Raw genomic sequence first — 19,814 nt, forward strand, 5'->3', positions numbered from 1 at the left:
TTTCTCATAGAGATAACAGATTATTGACAAAACTATTCTCTAAATTGTCATTCGTTACTTTACAAGAAAACTTTTTTTGAAGATAATAGATACAATCCTCATTTTTAAGCATAACCTGAATTGGTTTTTATATAGAAGTAAAGGCAAAAAAGTGGAAATACGGAGTAAAAGGTGATCTCATGGCAAACGAACAAATATATACCGCTGAGCAAGTGTTTGACAAAGCAAGCAACTACATGACCGAAGATGAAGTGGGTTTTCTGGAGAATGCCTACGAATTCGCGCGGGAAGCTCATAAGGAACAGTACCGTAAATCGGGAGAACCTTATATCATTCATCCTGTACAGGTCGCAGCCATTCTAGCAGACCTTCAGATGGATACATTCACGGTCGCAGGCGGATTCTTGCATGATGTCGTGGAAGACACTGAGGTAACGCTAGAGGACATCACACGCATCTTTAATGAGGATGTCGCGCTTCTTGTTGATGGCGTAACAAAGCTCGGTAAGATCAAATACAAATCAAAAGAAGAACAACAGGCGGAAAATCACAGAAAAATGTTTATTGCCATGGCAAAGGACATTCGTGTCATTATGATTAAGCTTGCTGACAGGCTTCATAATATGCGGACATTAAAGCATTTGCCTGTTGAGAAGCAGCGCCGTATTGCCAATGAAACATTGGAGATTTTTGCTCCGCTTGCTCACCGGCTCGGAATCTCCACAATTAAATGGGAGCTTGAAGATACTGCACTGCGTTATTTAAACCCGCAGCAATATTACCGTATCGTTAATTTGATGAAGAAAAAGCGTGCTGAGCGGGAAGAGTATTTGTCTGATGTCATCTCGGAGATGAAGAATAAGCTCGCAGAGGTGTCAATACATGCCGATATCTTCGGGAGGCCGAAGCATATATACAGCATCTACCGGAAGATGGTCCTTCAAAAGAAGCAATTCGAGGAGATTTATGACTTGCTGGCTGTGCGGGTAATCGTGAACAGCATCAAGGATTGCTATGCGGTTCTTGGTATCATCCACACATGCTGGAAGCCGATGCCGGGACGTTTCAAGGACTATATTGCCATGCCTAAGGCTAATATGTACCAGTCTCTTCATACGACCATCATCGGGCCGAAGGGAGAACCGCTCGAAGTGCAAATCAGGACTGTTGAGATGCATCGGACAGCGGAATATGGGATTGCAGCCCATTGGGCATATAAAGAAGGCAAGGACCTTACATCCACGCAAAGAATGGATAAGAAGCTTGACTGGTTCAGACAAATTGTAGAATTCCAGGACGTATCCACCAATGCCGAGGAATTCATGGAATCCCTGAAGCTAGATTTATTTGCCGATATGGTTTTCGTATTTACGCCAAAAGGAGATGTGTTTGAACTCCCAATTGGGTCAGTGCCAATTGATTTTGCCTATCGAATTCACTCGGAAATCGGCAACCAGACAATTGGCGCGAAGGTCAATGGCAAGATGGTGACGCTCGATTATGTCTTGAAAACAGGAGATATCATCGAGATATTAACCTCTAAGCATTCATATGGACCAAGCCAAGACTGGCTGAAGCTTGCCAAGACATCACAGGCAAGAAATAAAATACGGCAATTCTTTAAGAAGCAGCGCCGCGAGGAAAATATTGAAAAGGGTAAGGATTTGGTCGAGAAAGAGCTAAAGGCTCTAGACTTTGACATAAAGGATGTTTACACTCCTGAAAACCTGCAAAAGGTAGCAGAGAAGTTTAACTTCGCCAACGAAGAAGATATGTATGCTGCCGTTGGCTATAATGGCATCACTGCTGCGCAAATCGCAACCAGGCTGACGGATAAACTCCGCAAGAAGAGGGAGAAGGAGCAAGAAGTTAGCTTGCTTGATGCGGTGAGCGAGCTGCGAATGATTCCGACAACGAAGAAAAAAGATTCCGGGGTCAGGGTGAAGGGCATCGATAATATGCTTATCCGTCTCTCACGCTGCTGTAACCCGGTGCCTGGTGATGAAATTGTCGGATACATCACGAAAGGGCGGGGTGTCTCTGTCCACCGTGCTGATTGCGTAAACGTGCTGGATGAGGAAAGCAAGGAGAGAATCATCCCAGTTGAATGGGAAAGCAGCTTGTCAGACCGGAAAGAGTACAATGTGGACATTGAAATAAGCGGATTTGACCGGAACGGACTCTTAAATGAAGTGCTTCAGGCTGTCAGTGAGACGAAAACAAACATCACCGCAGTTTCAGGACGTACGGACCGCAACAAAAGCGCGGCAATAACTATGTCGATCTCTATTTATAATGTGTCTCATTTACAGAAGGTCGTCGATCGAATCAAGCAAATTCCGGATATTTATTCCGTAAGAAGGCTAATGAGTTAGGAGTTTTGATACATGAAAGTCGTTTTACAGCGCTCAAAGGAAGCGTCCGTAACGGTTTCTGGCAAAGTTGTCGGTGAAATCTCAAATGGGTTTGTCCTTTTAGTAGGAGTGACGCATGAGGATACGGTGGAGGATTGTCGCTATCTGGCGGATAAAATCGTGAACTTGCGCGTTTTTGAAGATGAGGCTGGCAAGATGAATCATTCACTCTTAGACGTGAACGGAGAAATCTTGTCTGTCTCGCAATTTACCCTATATGGGGATTGCCGAAAAGGGCGCCGTCCTAATTTCATGGCTGCCGCTAAACCGGATTATGCTGAAGAGCTGTATGATTATTTCAATGATTGCTTAAGAGATCATGGTATATCTGTCGCTACAGGCTCCTTTGGGGCAATGATGGATGTTGCGCTCATCAATGATGGACCAGTGACCTTAATCTTGGAGAGCAAATCATAATATAGGAGATTTAATAGACAAAAGGGATTGAGAATATAATTCTGCAATCCCTTTTATCTATGAGAGCAAGGGCAATTACGCCTTTGCTCTTTTTATTTTGAGTTCAAAAAACTATTGAGGCCGTGTAATAGACCATCAGTAATGATTTCCTGGTACCCAGATGTGTGAAGGAGCGACTCCTCGGCCGGGTTACTGATATAGCCTAATTCAACCAGAACGGCAGGGCGTTTGTTCTCCCGCAATACACGCAGGCTGGAATGTCTGATGCCCCTGTCTTCTGTGGTGGCATTTCTGATGAGGTTACGCTGGATATGGGAGGCGAGCTCCTGCTGCTGATGGTGTGTATAGTAGGTTGTAATACCGCCGGCCTCGATATCGACAGTACTGTCATAATGGATACTGATAAAAGCATCGGCCGCCTGCTGATTGGCGAGGAGGGCCCGGTCGCTTAGGGAGATATATTGATCGCCAGTTCGCGTAAGCAACACGCTTGCGCCCTTCTCCTTTAATTTCGATGACAGCAGGAGGGCTGTGCGAAGGGTCAGCTGCTTTTCGAAATGCCCGCTTGTCCCTATGGCTCCGCTGTCCATACCGCCATGTCCAGCATCGAGCACAATCAATTGTCCGGATAATGGACCGCTCTGTCCGTTATAGGCCGCCTGAACGTCGGAATCATAGCCGGATAGGAGCCGAGTAGCGATAAAACCGGTGCTTCCGTCAGAAAGCTGAACCTCTGACCAGTCCTCCTTGGTTCCGATGTGTTTATAGGTTTCTCCAATGCCCGCAACCTTCTTGATTGGATGTGTCGTCCCAGGTCCGGTTCGTATATTAACCTTGTCTTTTGTTATGGTGATGAGCTCGCCCTCATCAATACCCAAATCGCTGCTTGTCCGATTGTCTGAAGGTTTAGCATACCAGGCGGCAACCCAGCCCTTCTTTCCATTCTCAAGCCCAATTTCATACCATTGATTATCTTGGCTGAGAACTTCGTATGTATTGCCTTTCTTCACTGTACCGATGATGCTTGAGCTTGTCTTGGGAGAGGAGCGTACATTCAAGGAAGAGGCAGTGATTTCGACGTTCATCTTTCCAGCAGATGAGTGGCTGCTCTTTTCAGATATATATTTACTGCTAATCCAATAGGATTGTCCTTGATAAAGGATATTCGTCCAACCGTTTTCCTCTTTTGTCACCTCAACAGACACATCTTGTTCAATTTCCCCCACAATCTCGGCATTTAAGGAAGGGGCACTTCTAAGACGAACCGAGTCAGCGGTGATTTTTCCGAAAGAGAGAGTGTGTGAATTTGTGCGAATATATTCCTCGGAAATGAAGCCTGTGCTTGAGCCTGCTTTAACAGATACCCATGAGCCGGATTGACCGGTAATTTCCACCTTCGTATCCTTTGATAAAACGCTGACAACGGGATAATCCAATCCTGGCCCTTTGCGTACCCTAAGCCCATCAACTGTTGTGAAACCAGCAGAGCCGGTGTTTTCTTTACTTGTCAGGCTCTCATTCTTTTGGGAGACAAGCCATTCTGCGACCCATCCTTCTTTCTCATCATTCACTTGAATTTTGATCCATTCACCAGCATTTTCCAGAACGGAAAAATGTTCTCCTTCTTTCACCTTCGCGATGATTGGATAATCCATTCCAGCACCACCCCGAACATTGATGAATCCGTCTTTTACAGTTACTTCGTTAGTTTCAGCAAATATGGCTGGTGCAGCCATTGATTGTGTCAAAAGAAAGGTAAGGGCTATTATCCCAGTCTTTCGTTTCATATTCTTCATACTCCGGTCATCCTTTCCTTCTAGGTTTGCGTGAGGTCCACTGTGAACTAAGGATAGTAAGATTTCTTGAAATCGCTTGAAAGGTTCACTGTGTTTTCGGGAATACTGACTAAAGATACGGAAGATAGACGATTGATTATAAACAATTAAGGAGTGCATATAGATGACAAGACATAGCGACAAAACCTTTTTGGCCCATCAAGTAGATAATCAGCTCTTTGGTGTGGATTTTCATGATTTTCTAGTGAAGGAGCAGCAAAATTCCATGGTGGAGCTTGCTTCTGAATTCGGATTATCGGTCCGTGATGTAAAACATTTAAAAAAGAAATTAGGACGCTCTAAAGGTTGACAAAGGAACGTTTCCTTCGTAATATTAATTAAATAAAAATACATATTTAATCAATTCCAATGATGGTGAAGAGTAATTTTGATCCCACATGAAAAGAGAGGAAGCGTCCTGGGCTGAAAACGTTTCTGCATGTGCCTTAATGAACGAACACACCGTAGGATTCTCCCTGAAAAATCTCGCATCTAGTAGGGGCTGAACGTTCACAGGCGTTAACTGTTAGAGTAGGGAGACGTTTATTTGTCTCCAACTAGGGTGGCACCGCGGGTAACAACTCCCGTCCCTTGCAATTAGCAGGGGATGGGGGTTGTTTTTATTTTACCTAAAAATACCACTTCATTCCATTAGGGATTTAGGATATAGAGCAAATTAAGGAGGAAGTTTCAGATGGCTATTCAAATTCCAAGAGGAACTCAGGATATTCTTCCTGGCGAATCAGAGAAATGGCAGTATATTGAACGGGTTGCGAAGGACCTATGTGACCTGTATCAATACCAAGAAATTCGCACGCCTATTTTTGAGAGTACAGAGCTTTTTGAAAAGGGTGTTGGGGATACAACAGACATCGTCCAAAAGGAGATGTACACATTTACAGACAAAGGTAACAGAAGCTTGACGCTTCGACCTGAGGGTACGGCAGCAGTTGTTCGTTCCTTTGTCGGTAATAAAATGCATGGGAATGCGGTTCAGCCGGTAAAGCTTTATTACAATGGACCGATGTTCCGTTACGAACGCCCGCAAGCAGGCCGTTTCCGTCAATTTGTTCAGTTTGGCGTAGAGGCACTTGGAAGCTCAGATCCGGCAATTGATGCGGAAGTCATCTCCCTTGCGATGAATATCTACAAAAAAGTCGGTTTAAAAAACACGAAACTTATCATTAACAGCCTTGGTGATAAAGAAAGCCGCACAAAGCATAGAGAAGCATTGATTAAGCACTTTGAGCCGCGTATCGGCGAGTTCTGCTCCAATTGCAAAAGCCGATTGGAGCGCAATCCCCTGCGCATCCTTGATTGCAAGGAGGACCGTGATCACGAGCTGATGGAAACAGCACCGGCAATCATTGATTACTTGAATGAGGAGTCCCTGGATTATTTCAAAAAGGTCACTTCTTACTTAGATGAAATCGGTATTGCCTATACCGTTGATCCGAATTTGGTTCGCGGGCTAGATTATTATAATCACACGGCTTTCGAAATCATGCTCGATTCAGAAGGGTTTGGCGCCATTACGACCCTTTGTGGCGGCGGACGATACAATGGATTGGTCCAAGAAATAGGCGGTCCTGAAACACCGGGAATCGGTTTCGCGTTCAGCATTGAACGCTTGCTGTCAGCGCTTGAGGCAGAAAAAATCGAGTTGCCTATTGAGAAAAAGGTTGACTGTTTCATCGTCTCTCTTGGAGAAGCTGCACAGGATTATTCCGTAAAGCTAGTTAATGACCTTCGCCTAAATGGTATTTCTGCTGAGAAAGACTATTCAGGACGTAAGGCAAAAGGGCAATTCAAAGCAGCTGACCGGGTACATGCTAAATATGTGGCTGTCCTTGGAGAGGATGAATTGAACAATAATCAAATTGCTTTAAAAGATATGGAAACTGGCGAGCAGCAAACCATTGCGCTCCCTGAGCTTGTTACAGTATTGCAATCTAAACTTGGTGGTAATTGAGGAGGAAGTAGGATGTTTGGGAGAACATATTTTTGTGGTGAAGTGCCAGAGAAAGCCATTGGTGAAGTAGTTACGATTAAAGGATGGGTACAAAAGCGAAGAGATCTTGGAGGACTAATCTTCATCGATCTTCGTGACCGTACAGGGATTGTCCAGGTTGTATTTAATCCTGATGCTTCTCCAGAAGCGCTCGGCACAGCGGAAAAAATCAGAAGTGAATACGTATTAAGTGTAACCGGAAAAGTCATTGCCAGACAGGAGGGTACTGTCAACAAAAACCTGAAGACTGGTGCCATTGAAATCCTTGCTTCTGAGGTGACGATTCTAAATGAAGCTAAGACACCTCCATTTACAATTACGGATAATACAGATGCTTCAGAGGATATCCGCTTAGCTTACCGCTATTTAGATTTGCGCCGTCCCGCAATGTTTGAAACATTCAAGATGAGACATCAAACAACGAAGGCGATTCGCGATTTCCTTGATTCAGAAGGATTCCTCGACATTGAAACGCCAATCTTAACAAAGAGCACGCCAGAAGGCGCACGTGACTATTTAGTCCCAAGCCGTGTTCATGAGGGAGAATTCTATGCATTGCCTCAATCTCCGCAAATCTTTAAGCAATTGCTGATGGTTTCTGGCTTTGAACGCTACTATCAAATCGCTCGCTGCTTCCGTGATGAGGACTTGCGTGCAGACCGCCAGCCAGAATTCACACAAATCGATATCGAAACAAGCTTCATGAGCCAAGAGGATATCATGAGCATGACCGAGCGCATGATGCAGAAGGTCATGAAGGAAGTGAAAGGAGTCGACATCTCTCTTCCGCTCCCGCGCTTAACGTATAAAGATGCGATGGGCAGATATGGCTCTGATAAGCCTGATACTCGTTTCGGCATGGAACTGATTGACCTGAGCGAATTAGTGAAGGAATCTGGATTCAAGGTATTCGCATCAGCAGTCGCAAACGGAGGCGAAGTCAAAGCCCTCAATATTAAAGGTGCAGCTGCGAACTATTCCAGAAAAGATATCGATGCTTTAGGTGAATTCGCAGGACGCTACGGGGCAAAAGGTCTTGCCTGGATGAAGATGGAGGAAGAAGGCTTGAAAGGCCCAATCGCGAAATTCTTCCAAGAGGAAGAAGGAAAAGCCCTGATTGAAGCAACAGAAGCCGCACCTGGCGACTTATTGGTATTTGTTGCTGACAAGAAATCTGTTGTAGCTGATTCCCTTGGTGCGCTTCGCGTGAAGCTAGGAAAAGAGCTAAAGCTGATTGATGAGAGCAAATTCAATTTCCTCTGGGTGACTGACTGGCCATTATTTGAATATGATGAGGCAGAGGGCAGATACTATGCGGCCCACCATCCATTCACGATGCCTGTGCGCGAGGACTTGCCATTGTTGGATGAAAACCCAATCGATGTCAAAGCCCAAGCATACGACCTTGTCTTGAATGGCTATGAGCTTGGCGGCGGAAGTCTCCGTATTTTCGAGCGTGACATTCAAGAAAAGATGTTTGAGGCACTTGGATTTTCGAAAGAAGAAGCGAACGATCAATTCGGATTCCTTATGGAAGCATTTGAATATGGTACACCTCCACACGGTGGAATCGCCCTTGGACTGGACCGTTTGGTTATGCTTCTGTCAGGCAGCACGAACCTTCGTGATACCATTGCTTTCCCTAAAACGGCAAGTGCAAGCTGTATGCTGACAAAAGCGCCTAGCGAAGTATCCGAAAGCCAGCTTGAAGAACTTAGTCTAAAGGTCACAAAAAAGGAAAGTACCTTGAAAAACTAAGAGAATTCTGATAATATTTTATTTAAATCAAAGACGTCCTGAAGTGTACGTTATGCATCCTTATTGTTTTGACCGAACATTTCTTTTAACGGGAGTCCGGCGTTTACCGTTTGCACAAATGCCTTGTCTGAGGGGACTTGTAACATAACGGAACAGGACACCCACCTGCCGAGGGCGGGCCAAAGCATCAGGCATCAAACGGCACATGTCGGGACGTCTGTACATACTTTTAACTATTTTCCGCTTTGCTGAGGCAAGGCGGATTTTTATTTTGTATACATTATTTAAACCTATCTGTTAAATATGGTATGATTTTATCTGGCTTACAGGGTAGGCTGTTCAGCACAAAACACATGTTTAAAATATATTTACAAGGAAAATAAAAAAGAAATTACTTATATTGGAGTGAACGATAATTATGCTGCATCAATTCTCACGAAATGAGCTTGCAATTGGCAAAAGCGGCCTCGAAACTTTGAAGAATACCTCAGTCGCCATTCTTGGAATCGGGGGGGTCGGCTCGTTTGCCGTAGAAGCATTAGCCAGATCCGGAGTGGGGCGCTTAATCCTTGTAGACAAGGATGATATTGATATTACCAATGTAAACCGGCAAATCCATGCCCTCTTATCGACGGTCGGACAGCAAAAGGTTGATGCAATGAAACAGCGCATACTTGAGATTAACCCTGAATGTGATGTCGTTGCCTTGAAGATGTTCTATACTGAGGAAACCTATGAAGAATTCTTTGCTCAAAATCCGGACTTTGTCATCGATGCTTCCGATACGATAATCTACAAAATTCATTTAATGAAGGAATGCCTAAAGCGCGGCATCCCGATGATCTCCAGCATGGGAGCGGCCAATAAAATGGACCCGACAAGATTCCAAATTGCAGACATCTCCAAAACTCATACAGACCCGCTGGCAAAGGTCATCCGCACGAAGCTGAGAAAAGAGGGCATCCATAAAGGTATCCCTGTTATCTTTTCGGATGAGAGTCCTATTGTGCCGAAAATGGAAGTGACAAAAGAGGTCGGCAATCAGGATGCTGAGATACGTAAAGCAAAATTCCCGCCATCCTCTAATGCCTTCGTTCCTTCGGCAGCTGGATTGATTGCGGCAAGCTGGGTTGTCAAAGAAGCATTAAAGGATATTAAGCTAACACGTGTCAATGATTAATAGTCAGTCATTCGAAAGTCTTGGTGAATATGCCGGGCTTTTTGTTTTGGGCGGAATCACTTTATTGGATAATTTATGCATTCTTATCTAAGAGTAATAAAATGTATTCGAGTTCCATTAATCCCCACTTATCCCATTGGAAATCAATTGTATTGAGTGGATTAAATGGGTAAATTTAAATAGTTCTCAATCGTGAGAGAATCAAACTCATACAGGAGGAAATCATCATGAATATACTAGTTGTTAAAGCCAATAACCGTCCTGATGGAATATCAACGAAAATGTATGAAACATACATAGCAGAGGCAAAGAAAGAAGGGCTAAATGTTGCGACCTTTGATGTATTTACAGAAAATATGCCATACTTCGGCCAGGATTTTTTTAATGCCCTTGGCAAACTGCAAAATAAAGCGGAATTGACAGAAGCAGAAGCCAGCCTGTTGGCCGCAAAACAAAAAGCGAAAGATGCAGTCGCCGTGGCAGATATCATCGTATTTGCCTTTCCTTTATGGAACTTGACGATTCCTGCTCCGCTACACACATTCTTTGACTATATTTTCGAGGCCGGCTTCTCGTTCCACTATAATGACAAAGGACAGCTCGAGGGTCTTATGAGTGACAAAAAAGCGGTTATCTTGTGTGCAAGAGGCGGCGTTTACTCAACCCCTGAAATGCAGCCTCTAGAGATGTCTGCAAACTATGTGCGTCATGCAATCGGAATGTTTGGCATGCAGTTGGAGGATGAGGTCATTATTGAAGGCCATAATGCTAACCCGGCTGATGCGGAGAAAATTATCGCTGCAGGCTTAGAAAAAGTGAAAGCTTCTGTTCATAAGTTAAAGCAGCTTGCTTAAAAGGAGTCTGTCCCGGTAAGTCGTTTTTCATGACTAACCGGGATATTCTTTTGGAGAAAGGCTGTTGTAGTTTCGGGCTCAGGTTGAATCCCAACAGGGTTTGATTTCTTGGTGAGTGATAAAGCATCATTTATTATAAGAACCGATATTTTTGCTGATGGCGGAACCATCCTCCAATATGCCGAAGCATTAATCAAAATAAGCGCCCCAGTATGCTGCTGAGGCGCTTTGTTTATTTCTTCTTTTTAAATTCTTCAAGCCGTTCGTAGATGGCAGCCAAGCGCTTCTCTTCGCCGGACTCAATCGGTTCATAGTATTTCTTGTCCTTCAGATTATGTGGAAGATACTCCTGGTTGACCCAGCCGCCGAATGTTCCGATTGGATAATCATGCGGGTATTTATAGCCCGTATGACCAAGCTCCTTAGCCCCTGCATAATGGGCATCGCGCAAGTGCTTTGGTATTTCTCCGACATGGCCAGCTCGTATATCAGCAATAGCCGCGTCAAGAGCCTTGTAAGCTGAGTTTGATTTGGAAGACAGGCACATCTCAACAACGGCAACGGAAAGTGGAATCCGTGCTTCAGGGAGACCTAGGCGCTCGCTTGCGGTAACAGCCGCAAGGACATTCGTGCCAACGGCACTATTGGCGAGTCCAATGTCCTCATAGGCGATGACCAAAAGCCGCCTGTTCACGGCTGTCAGGTCCCCTCCCTCAAGTAAATGGGCGAGATAGTAGAGGGCTGCGTGGACGTCGCTCCCACGGATGCTCTTTTGCAGGCTTGATAGCAGGTTGTAATAGTTTGAGCCTTTCTTATCGCCGTATACACCAACATTTCCGCCTAAGTCATTGATTGTCTCATCATCTACGATATAGGTATTCATATCCTTCGGTGAGGAATAGACGACCGATTCCAGCAAGGTTAAGGATTTTCTTGCATCCCCGTTTGATTGGCCGGCAATGGTCTCAATTTGGTCATCGGTTATCCTGATGTCGAGTTTGCCGAGCCCGTTCTTCTCATCATGCAGAGCCCGCTGCAATAGTTCAATAACTTCATCGGTCGACAGTCGAGTGAGCTGCTTAATTTGTCCGCAGCGGCTTCTGATGGCAGGATTGACATCATGGAAGGGGTTTTCAGTTGTTGCTCCAATGAGGATAATATCTCCTCGCTCAACATGCGGGAGCAGATAATCTTGCTGCGCTTTATTAAAACGGTGAATCTCATCAAGGAATAAGATTACTTTGCCCGTTAAATGTGTCTCTTCGACAACTGCTTCTACATCCTTTTTGCCGGCTGTCGTTGCGTTTAAGGCGATAAAGGGAATCTTCGTCTCTCCCGCAATCGCAAAAGCGATAGAGGTTTTCCCGATGCCGGGTTCCCCGTATAAAAGCATTGATGGCACATGGCCGTTCTTGATCATGCGGTAGAGGCTCGTTTGCTTCCCGATTACGTTCTTTTGTCCGATAATCTCATCAAGGTTTCTCGGGCGCATGCGGTAGGCCAATGGTTCTCCGTTCAAATCGATAACCTCCATAAAAAATAGTAGCTTTTCTTATTATAGCGATAAAAAGGCTACTTTCCCATAGATACCGTTTTGAAAGATGGAGGGTTATTGGCATACGCCAAGCGGGTTTCCGTCCGGGTCATAAAAGGTGAAAAAACGAGTATCACCTTCTCCATCCATATCTTCTACCTTAATATTCATGGCTTGCATATAAGCATGTACCTCCTCAATCGGCCGGGCGGGGATGAAATTATAATATTTCCCTACGCCAAACGAGTTGTCCGGGAAGCGCATGGGCTCATGTCCCTTTGTTTTGACGAGGCAGATGACCGTGGGAGATTCTTCTCCTATCTTCATCACAGCAGCGTTCTCCTCATGATAGATGGGGCTAAAGCCGAGTTTCTCCTCATACCAATTCATAGAAAGTGTTGGATCCTTAACAGGGATAAAGACTCCCTCCATGCCTTTGAAAAGCGATTTGTCCAAATGTAATCACTCCTTCTCGTAATATGTATTCATCCATTCTAGACTTCGCTAAAAGAAGAGAGATTCCTTTAGGATTGTTTTCATTTTCCATTTTTGCAGGCAAGAAATGCATAAAAGGTCTACAAGAGCGGATATTCTGTCATAATAGAGCATGAAAAACATTTGCCAAAACATCTATTGAAGCATTGATAAGTGGCTATGATTTAATGTATGGTATACTTTTGGGAGAATATTATTAGGCTAGAGGTGCTAGGACCATGAAAATTTCCACTAAAGGAAGATACGGACTGACCATAATGATTGATTTAGCGAAAAGGCATGGAGAAGGCCCTACTTCCCTAAAATCAATCGCCCAAGCCAATGAGCTTTCAGAACATTATTTAGAGCAGCTCGTAACACCCCTGCGCAATGCGGGGCTTGTTAAAAGTGTCAGAGGAGCTTATGGCGGCTATAAACTAACAAAAGAACCTAGTGAGATAACAGCTGGTGATGTCATTAGAGTTCTAGAAGGGCCAATCACACCTGTCGAGGGAATTGAGGAAGAAGAGCCGGTAAAACGGCAGCTATGGATTAAGATTCGTGATGCGGTCAAGGATGTACTTGATAATACGACATTAGCAGACTTGGCTTCCTATGATCCGGACGGCGGAGAAACAGAATCTTATATGTTCTACATTTAACCATATTCAGCTGTAATTTTTGGCTGTTGATATACATTCATATAAGCGGTGAGCCACTAGTGCTGTTGCTATATGGATGGACTCGGGCGGATGAATGAGCAGCGGCGCTTGGATATGCGTGGTGCAATTTTCGCCGCGACACCGGGTTCTTTAGGTTTAAGCAAACAGTATGGCAGGGAGGTATCGGCCATTGGAAACAATATATCTAGATCACGCAGCAACGACTCCGATGCATCCAGAAGCAATCCGGGTGATGATGGATGTTATGAATGATACATTTGGAAATCCATCTAGCATTCATCAATTTGGACGAGCTGCCAGAAAAAGAGTAGATGATGCGAGGAAAGTGCTGGCAGATAGCATTGGCGCATCTATTGATGAAATTATCTTTACGAGCGGCGGGACAGAGGCGGACAATTCTGCCATCTTTAGCGCTGTACAGGCCTTGAAGGATAAGGGGAACCATATCATTACAAGCGAAATTGAACATCATGCGGTTCTGCATGCATGCAAGGAGCTTGAAAAGCAGGGATATGCAGTGACTTACCTGCCGGTTGATGAGTCTGGGCGCGTATCCGCTGATTCCGTGAAGCAAGCCTTAAGGGATGAGACGGTTCTGGTGACAATCATGTATGGGAATAATGAGGTTGGCACTTTGCAGCCAATCAAGGAGATTGGAGATCTGCTTAAAGATCATCATGCATTCTTCCATACGGATGCGGTCCAAGCTTATGGGGCAGTACCGATTGATGTGAAGGAGCTTGGGGTAGATTTTATGAGCGTTTCCTCTCATAAGATCAATGGTCCCAAGGGCATAGGATTCCTCTATGCGAAAAAGGGGATTCCGTTTAAGCCTTTATTATTCGGCGGTGAACAAGAAAGAAAGCGCCGGGCTGGCACAGAAAATGTGGCGGGCGCCGCAGGCTTCGCAAAAGCTGCTGAGGTCATGCAGGAGATGTCTGAGGAAAAGACAGCCATGTATCGAAGGTTTAAAGGGACAATGATTCGCTTATTTGAGGAATCAGGTATAGACTTTGCCATCAATGGTAGCTTGGAGGAGTCTCTGCCGCATATTTTAAATATCAGCTTCCCTGGTGTGGGGGTTGAAGCATTCCTGGTCAATATGGATCTGGCTGGTATTGCGGTATCAAGCGGCTCGGCTTGCACAGCGGGTTCCATTGAGCCTTCCCATGTGCTAGTGGCCATGTTCGGCAAGGAATCGGAGAGGACGAAAAACTCTATCCGTTTCAGCTTCGGGCTGAATAATACAACAGAGGAAATAGAACGGGCCGCCTTAACAGCGATTAAGGTTGCGAACCGTTTGGCGAGATAAATAGTTAGAGGTGAAATATAATGAAATCCCCAGCGGAAACAAGAGTCGTGGTGGGAATGTCCGGTGGTGTGGATTCTTCGGTTGCAGCCTATCTATTGAAAGAACAAGGCTATGATGTGGTAGGAATTTTCATGAAAAACTGGGACGATACGGATGAATTTGGCGTGTGCACGGCGACGGAGGATTATGAGGATGTTATCCGTGTCTGCAACCATATCGGTATTCCTTACTATGCGGTTAATTTTGAAAAACAATATTGGGACAAGGTGTTCACATACTTCCTTGAAGAATATAAGGCAGGCCGTACACCAAACCCGGATGTCATGTGTAATAAAGAAATCAAATTCAAGGCGTTTCTTGAGCATGCGATGAGCTTGGGTGCTGATTATTTGGCAACAGGCCATTATGCCCGAGTGACGTTTGAAGATGGGGAATACAAAATGCTTCGAGGACTTGATTCCAATAAGGATCAGACGTATTTCCTTAATCAGCTGACACAGGAGCAATTAAGCAAGGTCATGTTCCCAATCGGGGAATATGATAAACCAAAGATTCGTGAGATAGCTTTGGCGGCAGGACTGCCGACAGCAACCAAGAAGGATTCAACAGGCATATGCTTCATCGGTGAACGGAATTTCAAGGAATTCCTAGGCCAGTATTTGCCGGCGAAGCCGGGCGAAATGCGAACAATGGACGGTGAGCTGAAAGGACAGCATGAGGGTCTCATGTACTATACACTCGGTCAGCGTCATGGTCTAGGCATTGGCGGAAGCGGTGAGCCGTGGTTTGCGGTTGGAAAGAATTTAAAGGAAAATATCCTCTATGTGGAACAAGGCTTCCATCATGACAGCCTGTATTCTGATTCCATCAAAGCGGTCATGCTGAATTGGATTTCCCCGCGAAATCCGGGAGATGAATTCCAGTGCACGGCTAAGTTCCGTTACCGTCAGCCGGATAATAAGGTGACAGTTCGCATCTTGGACGATGAGCGCGCGGAGGTTATCTTTGATGAACCGATCCGGGCAGTGACACCTGGCCAGGCTGTCGTATTCTATGATGGCGAAGTATGTCTGGGCGGCGGAACAATCGATGAGATTTATAAAAATGGATTAAAATTGGATTATGTAGGCTGATTCGAGCCTATCTATCGCCCAATTGCAAAAGACTTGAAACTCTGAAGGCGATGGATAAAAGGATGAACATAAAAGCACGAGGGTGGCAGCTGCCAACTTCTCGTGCTTTTTTAATACCTGATTCTCCTTTATTGCTTGTCTAACTCTTCTGCCATATAACGGCCAATCCGGTCAGCAATCATTTCATACCCTTTTTGGTTGAGATGAAGGGCATCGCTGAAGTAATCCTCTTTTTCTTTATCCTGGTATAAATCATTTGTCGGAATGAAGTGAGCATTTTCATGCTGTTCCGTGATGGACTTAACCGATTCATCCCAATCGCTGACAACATCATTTAGCTGATCGCTCTGCTGGAATGGATTGTATAGACCAACAGTGATGATTGGGACAGAAGGATTGAATTTACGTATGGCAGATAGTATTTCTTCCATGTTATTCGTATACAGTTGTTTCTTTTGCGCGATGGCCTCCGTGGATATGGTCAGGAAGTTTCCGCCTGTTGCCGAGCGCAAATCATTGGTTCCTATGTATACGATGACCCAGTCCGCTTCGTTAAAGGTTTCATTCACTTCAATGCTCTTCAATTGGTCAAGCAGGTCGCTGGATTCTTGTCCAGGTATCCCAAAATTACGAATGGTGTACGTATATCGGCTTTGCTGATTCAGCTTCTTCTGCAGCTGGCCGACATAGCCTTGTTCCTCTTCGTCCCCAAGACCGTATGTTAATGAGTCCCCAAGCGCGATGATGGTTTGCTCATCATCAGGCTTTAAATCAGCATCGAATTGATAGGCGTATAAGCCATAGGATATTCCCACAACCACTAAAATGGCCAAGGTAATAATGAGTGGTTTTTTCATTCATCTGTCCTCCATGTTGAAAGTTACAAATGTTTATACCCTTAATGGCAGAAAAAAGAACATGGAGAAAGACTAGTTAACTGATTAACGGAAAGACAGGGTTTCTTTATGGTATACTATTGGCATTCATTATCGTAAGAAAAGTAGGAGTGAACAGAAGCAATGGATAAAAATCAATTAGCGATTCAATATATGGAGCAAGGAAAAATGGAGGAGGCAGCGAAAATCTTCGGTGAGATGATTGAAGAGAACCCGAAGGATCCAATTGGGTATATTAACTTCGGAAATGTGCTCGCTTCCATGAATGATACAGAAAGAGCGATTAAATTCTTTGAAAGAGCAATTGAGCTTGACCCTGAAGCGGCAACGGCTTATTACGGTCTTGGCGGGATTTATTATGAACAGGATGATTTGCTGAAGGCAAAGGATTGCTATGAGCAAGCCATCAAAAAAGGCTTAGAGTCAAGCGACACGATGTTCATGCTTGGGCTTTGTCTTCTTCATCTAGACCAGCCGCGTTTGGCGCTTCCATACTTCCAGCGGAGCATCGAACTAAATGGGGAAGATGCCGAGGCACAATTCCATTACGGTCTCGCGCTTGCAGGAGCAGAAATGTATGACATGGCGATTGAGGCTTGGGAGAAGACACTTGAGGCGGATGAGAACCATGCTGACGCTTACTTTAATTTAGGAGTCGCCTTTGGGGGAATCAAGGGAGATACAGCAAAAGCCATCACATTTTTCGAGAAGGCGCTTGAAATCCAGCCGGATCATATTCTTGCGGCAAATGGATTAAAGCAAATGAAGGAATTAAGCTGAACGGGAGAGGATGAAAGTGGAACAGGAGTCTTTTGTCTTTACGGACAATGACAAACCGTTTATTAAAGGCACACACTTAGTCACCATCTTTCATAATGAGCAGAATTTATATTCGGTCGTCCGCATAAGGGTGAAGGATACCAATGTCAGCTATGATGAGAAAGAGGCCGTTATTACTGGCTATTTTCCTGCTCTCCATGAGGAGGAAATCTATACATTCTACGGAAAGATGAAGGAGCATCCTCGTTTTGGCTTACAGTTCAATGTGGATAACTTCAAACGGGAGCTTCCTGAATCGAAAGACGGCATCATTGCCTATCTTTCTGGATCGATGTTTAAGGGAATCGGAAAGAAAACAGCGGAATTGATTGTCGATAAGCTCGGGGAAAAGGCCATTTCCAAAATATTGGCTAACCCGTCTGTTTTAGATGAGATTCCAAAGCTTAGCGGCGAAAAGGCGAAGGAATTATATGATACGCTTGCGGCTAATCAAGGCTTAGAGGAAATCATGATTTCTCTATCAGGTTTAGGATTTGGGCCGCAGTTATCCATGAAGATTTACCAAGTGTATAAGCAGGATACCATCTCAATCATTGAATCAAATCCCTATCAATTGGTGGAAACGATAGAGGGGATTGGTTTTGCGAAGGCGGATGAGATTGGCCAATCGCTTGGGCTTGGCGGCAGCCACCCATCCCGGATTAAGGCGGCCATTCTCTACATATTGGACCGTTTCTGTATGCAGGAGGGACACACCTATCTAGAGGCAGAGCCATTGCTTCTTGCTGTTAAAGAGCTGCTTGAGAAGAATCAAAAGGTCGAAATCACCTTTGACATGATTACAGAGCAAATGGTACAGCTTTCAGAGGAAGGGAAGCTTATCGGGGAAGAGAAGAAATTCTACATTCCTTCTTTGTATTTCTCCGAGAAAGGAATCGTCACCAATCTGAAACGAATTATGTCTCAGGAAGGATATGAGGAGCAATTTCCGGAGTCTGAATTCTTGCTTGAGCTTGGAAAGCTAGAGGAACGCATCGGGATGGAATACGCAGAGGAGCAAAAGGATGCGATTTTTAAAGCGCTCCACTCTCCGATGCTGCTACTGACTGGCGGGCCTGGTACAGGGAAAACGACGGTCATTAAAGGCATTGTAGAGCTTTACTCCGAGCTGCATGGAGTCTCCCTTAATCCGAAAGATTACGATAAGGATCATCCCTATCCATTTGTGCTAGCCGCGCCAACAGGCCGGGCTGCCAAACGCATGAAGGAATCGACTGGACTGCCTGCTGTCACAATCCATCGCCTTCTCGGCTGGAACGGGTCGGATGTACAGCGAAGTGAGGATAATCCCATTCAGGGAAGGCTCTTGATAGTCGATGAAATGTCGATGGTGGATATTTGGCTGGCCAATCAATTATTTAAATGCATCCCAAATGACATGCAGGTCATCCTTGTCGGGGATGAGGACCAATTGCCTTCTGTCGGTCCCGGTCAGGTACTGAAGGATTTGCTCAATTCAGCCGTCATTCCGGTTACCCGTCTTGAGTCTATTTTCAGGCAGGAGGATGGGTCATCCATTATCCAGCTCGCTCACTTCATCAAGAAGGGAGAGCTTCCGACTGACATCCGGCAGCCGAAAAAGGATCGTTCGTTCTTTGCCTGCCAAACAAACCAGGTGGCTGATGTCATCCGTCAGGTTGTCATGAATGCACGGAAGAAGGGCTTTGCCGCCCGGGATATCCAAGTGCTTGCCCCGATGTATCGGGGCAGTGCAGGAATTGATGCTTTGAATGTCCTGCTACAGGAAATTCTTAATGATAATCATGCAAGGAAGAAGAGGGAACTCACCTTTGGGGATGTCATCTACCGTGTCGGCGATAAAGTGCTGCAGCTTGTTAACCAGCCGGAGAACGGCATCTATAATGGAGATATGGGAGAAATCATCGCCATTATTTATGCGAAGGAGAATGAAGATAAGGTCGATCAAATTCACGTATCCTTTGACGGCATTGAAACGAAATATACAAGGCAGGAATTGAATCAGCTCACACATGCCTATTGCTGCTCGATTCATAAATCACAGGGGAGTGAGTTTCCGATTGTCATCCTCCCAATTGTGAAGAGTTATCACCGTATGCTGAGGAGAAATCTGATTTATACGGCGATTACGCGAAGCAAGCAATTTTTGATTCTTTGCGGTGAGGAAGAGGCTATGCGCTATGGTGTCTCTAAAAGCGGTGAGGAGGAGCGGATGACCACCTTACTTGAGAAACTGAAGGAGGGCTTCATTGGAAGCATCCCTGCATCAGAACAAGAGCGTCCATCCATAGTGTCTGATGGTCAGGGTGGCGAGGGGGACGAACCATCCCTTCCTGATATGAATGATGAATTGACATATGAGGAACGCCTTTTTGCGACTGATCCAATGATTGGTATGGAAAACGTTACACCTTATGATTTTATGACGTCTGGGTAAACTATTCATTGCCGGGTATTTAACTGAATGTTTTCCCAAAATAAGGGCATACTGGCA

Annotated in this window: 16 protein-coding genes, 1 other RNA gene and 1 other annotated feature; of the genes, 13 read left to right on the plus strand and 4 right to left on the minus strand. The window is 44.9% G+C overall.

Features of this window, described 5'->3' with window-relative positions:
• The first annotated feature begins 179 nt into the window (after nt 1-179).
• Nucleotides 180-2,375, plus strand: coding sequence for a RelA/SpoT family protein (locus CYL18_RS00395; protein WP_104847495.1), 2,196 nt, complete (start codon nt 180-182; stop codon nt 2,373-2,375).
• Nucleotides 2,376-2,387: 12 nt separating this feature from the next.
• Nucleotides 2,388-2,831, plus strand: a complete 444-nt coding sequence (dtd, locus tag CYL18_RS00400; protein WP_104847496.1) for a D-aminoacyl-tRNA deacylase — start codon at nt 2,388-2,390, stop codon at nt 2,829-2,831.
• 92 nt (nt 2,832-2,923) lie between these two features.
• Here dtd and CYL18_RS00405 read toward each other — a convergent pair whose 3' ends face one another.
• Nucleotides 2,924-4,627 carry an SH3 domain-containing protein gene (locus CYL18_RS00405; RefSeq protein ID WP_161497048.1) on the minus strand — a complete coding sequence of 568 codons (1,704 nt, stop codon included), beginning with the start codon at nt 4,625-4,627 and terminating at the stop codon, nt 2,924-2,926.
• A 163-nt stretch (nt 4,628-4,790) separates the two neighbouring features.
• Here CYL18_RS00405 and CYL18_RS00410 point away from each other — a divergent pair, with 163 nt between their 5' ends.
• The 6 genes from CYL18_RS00410 to CYL18_RS00435 all read left to right on the plus strand — a co-directional run bounded on the left by CYL18_RS00410 (nt 4,791) and on the right by CYL18_RS00435 (nt 10,469).
• On the plus strand, nt 4,791-4,976 hold the full coding sequence (locus tag CYL18_RS00410; protein ID WP_104847498.1) for a hypothetical protein: 186 nt from the start codon (nt 4,791-4,793) through the stop codon (nt 4,974-4,976).
• 50 nt (nt 4,977-5,026) lie between these two features.
• Nucleotides 5,027-5,261, plus strand: a binding site (T-box leader).
• A 99-nt stretch (nt 5,262-5,360) separates the two neighbouring features.
• Entirely contained in the window at nt 5,361-6,638 is a 1,278-nt protein-coding gene (gene hisS, locus CYL18_RS00415; RefSeq protein WP_104847499.1) for a histidine--tRNA ligase, read from the plus strand.
• A gap of 12 nt (nt 6,639-6,650) precedes the next feature.
• Nucleotides 6,651-8,435: an aspartate--tRNA ligase gene (gene aspS, locus CYL18_RS00420; RefSeq protein WP_104847500.1), complete on the plus strand. Its 1,785-nt coding sequence runs from the start codon at nt 6,651-6,653 to the stop codon at nt 8,433-8,435.
• 32 nt (nt 8,436-8,467) lie between these two features.
• Nucleotides 8,468-8,654, plus strand: a non-coding RNA gene (gene ssrS, locus CYL18_RS00425) — 6S RNA.
• A 199-nt stretch (nt 8,655-8,853) separates the two neighbouring features.
• Nucleotides 8,854-9,615, plus strand: a complete 762-nt coding sequence (locus tag CYL18_RS00430) for a tRNA threonylcarbamoyladenosine dehydratase (protein WP_104847501.1) — start codon at nt 8,854-8,856, stop codon at nt 9,613-9,615.
• A gap of 227 nt (nt 9,616-9,842) precedes the next feature.
• A complete protein-coding gene (locus CYL18_RS00435) occupies nt 9,843-10,469 on the plus strand; it encodes an FMN-dependent NADH-azoreductase (RefSeq protein WP_104847502.1) in 627 nt (208 codons plus the stop codon).
• A gap of 232 nt (nt 10,470-10,701) precedes the next feature.
• Here the strand turns inward: CYL18_RS00435 and CYL18_RS00440 are convergent, their stop codons facing one another.
• Together CYL18_RS00440 and CYL18_RS00445 are read right to left on the minus strand one after the other, a co-directional pair.
• Nucleotides 10,702-11,988: a replication-associated recombination protein A gene (locus CYL18_RS00440; RefSeq protein WP_104847503.1), complete on the minus strand. Its 1,287-nt coding sequence runs from the start codon at nt 11,986-11,988 to the stop codon at nt 10,702-10,704.
• Between the two features lie 90 nt (nt 11,989-12,078).
• A complete protein-coding gene (locus tag CYL18_RS00445; protein ID WP_104847504.1) occupies nt 12,079-12,459 on the minus strand; it encodes a VOC family protein in 381 nt (126 codons plus the stop codon).
• A 257-nt stretch (nt 12,460-12,716) separates the two neighbouring features.
• Here CYL18_RS00445 and cymR point away from each other — a divergent pair, with 257 nt between their 5' ends.
• The 3 genes from cymR to mnmA all read left to right on the plus strand — a co-directional run bounded on the left by cymR (nt 12,717) and on the right by mnmA (nt 15,605).
• The gene (gene cymR, locus CYL18_RS00450; RefSeq protein ID WP_104847505.1) at nt 12,717-13,139 is read left to right on the plus strand and encodes a cysteine metabolism transcriptional regulator CymR; all 423 of its coding nucleotides are present in this window, start codon (nt 12,717-12,719) and stop codon (nt 13,137-13,139) included.
• Nucleotides 13,140-13,329: 190 nt separating this feature from the next.
• Nucleotides 13,330-14,472 (plus strand): cysteine desulfurase family protein, encoded by a 1,143-nt coding sequence (locus tag CYL18_RS00455; protein WP_104847506.1) that lies wholly within the window; start codon nt 13,330-13,332, stop codon nt 14,470-14,472.
• Between the two features lie 20 nt (nt 14,473-14,492).
• Entirely contained in the window at nt 14,493-15,605 is a 1,113-nt protein-coding gene (gene mnmA, locus CYL18_RS00460) for a tRNA 2-thiouridine(34) synthase MnmA (protein ID WP_407984485.1), read from the plus strand.
• A 128-nt stretch (nt 15,606-15,733) separates the two neighbouring features.
• Here the strand turns inward: mnmA and CYL18_RS00465 are convergent, their stop codons facing one another.
• Nucleotides 15,734-16,462 carry a DUF459 domain-containing protein gene (locus CYL18_RS00465; protein ID WP_104847508.1) on the minus strand — a complete coding sequence of 243 codons (729 nt, stop codon included), beginning with the start codon at nt 16,460-16,462 and terminating at the stop codon, nt 15,734-15,736.
• Between the two features lie 162 nt (nt 16,463-16,624).
• On the opposite strand from CYL18_RS00465, the gene CYL18_RS00470 reads away from it, so the two are divergent.
• Both CYL18_RS00470 and recD2 read left to right on the plus strand, forming a co-directional pair.
• Nucleotides 16,625-17,281, plus strand: a complete 657-nt coding sequence (locus CYL18_RS00470) for a tetratricopeptide repeat protein (protein ID WP_104847509.1) — start codon at nt 16,625-16,627, stop codon at nt 17,279-17,281.
• Between the two features lie 10 nt (nt 17,282-17,291).
• Nucleotides 17,292-19,757 carry an SF1B family DNA helicase RecD2 gene (gene recD2 / locus CYL18_RS00475; protein ID WP_104847510.1) on the plus strand — a complete coding sequence of 822 codons (2,466 nt, stop codon included), beginning with the start codon at nt 17,292-17,294 and terminating at the stop codon, nt 19,755-19,757.
• Nucleotides 19,758-19,814: the final 57 nt, after the last annotated feature.

Origin of the sequence: Pradoshia eiseniae (genome assembly GCF_002946355.1) — a bacterium.
In the GTDB taxonomy this organism is placed as follows: domain Bacteria; phylum Bacillota; class Bacilli; order Bacillales; family Pradoshiaceae; genus Pradoshia; species Pradoshia eiseniae.

Coding starts and splice junctions, on each gene's coding strand:
- hisS (WP_104847499.1), top strand. CDS start 5,361: ATGGCTATTCAAATTCCAAGAGGAACTCAGGATATTCTTCCTGGCGAA.
- CYL18_RS00410 (WP_104847498.1), top strand. CDS start 4,791: ATGACAAGACATAGCGACAAAACCTTTTTGGCCCATCAAGTAGATAAT.
- mnmA (WP_407984485.1), top strand. CDS start 14,493: ATGAAATCCCCAGCGGAAACAAGAGTCGTGGTGGGAATGTCCGGTGGT.
- CYL18_RS00430 (WP_104847501.1), top strand. CDS start 8,854: ATGCTGCATCAATTCTCACGAAATGAGCTTGCAATTGGCAAAAGCGGC.
- CYL18_RS00435 (WP_104847502.1), top strand. CDS start 9,843: ATGAATATACTAGTTGTTAAAGCCAATAACCGTCCTGATGGAATATCA.
- CYL18_RS00470 (WP_104847509.1), top strand. CDS start 16,625: ATGGATAAAAATCAATTAGCGATTCAATATATGGAGCAAGGAAAAATG.
- CYL18_RS00395 (WP_104847495.1), top strand. CDS start 180: ATGGCAAACGAACAAATATATACCGCTGAGCAAGTGTTTGACAAAGCA.
- aspS (WP_104847500.1), top strand. CDS start 6,651: ATGTTTGGGAGAACATATTTTTGTGGTGAAGTGCCAGAGAAAGCCATT.
- CYL18_RS00465 (WP_104847508.1), bottom strand. CDS start 16,462: ATGAAAAAACCACTCATTATTACCTTGGCCATTTTAGTGGTTGTGGGA.
- CYL18_RS00405 (WP_161497048.1), bottom strand. CDS start 4,627: ATGAAGAATATGAAACGAAAGACTGGGATAATAGCCCTTACCTTTCTT.
- cymR (WP_104847505.1), top strand. CDS start 12,717: ATGAAAATTTCCACTAAAGGAAGATACGGACTGACCATAATGATTGAT.
- recD2 (WP_104847510.1), top strand. CDS start 17,292: ATGAAAGTGGAACAGGAGTCTTTTGTCTTTACGGACAATGACAAACCG.
- dtd (WP_104847496.1), top strand. CDS start 2,388: ATGAAAGTCGTTTTACAGCGCTCAAAGGAAGCGTCCGTAACGGTTTCT.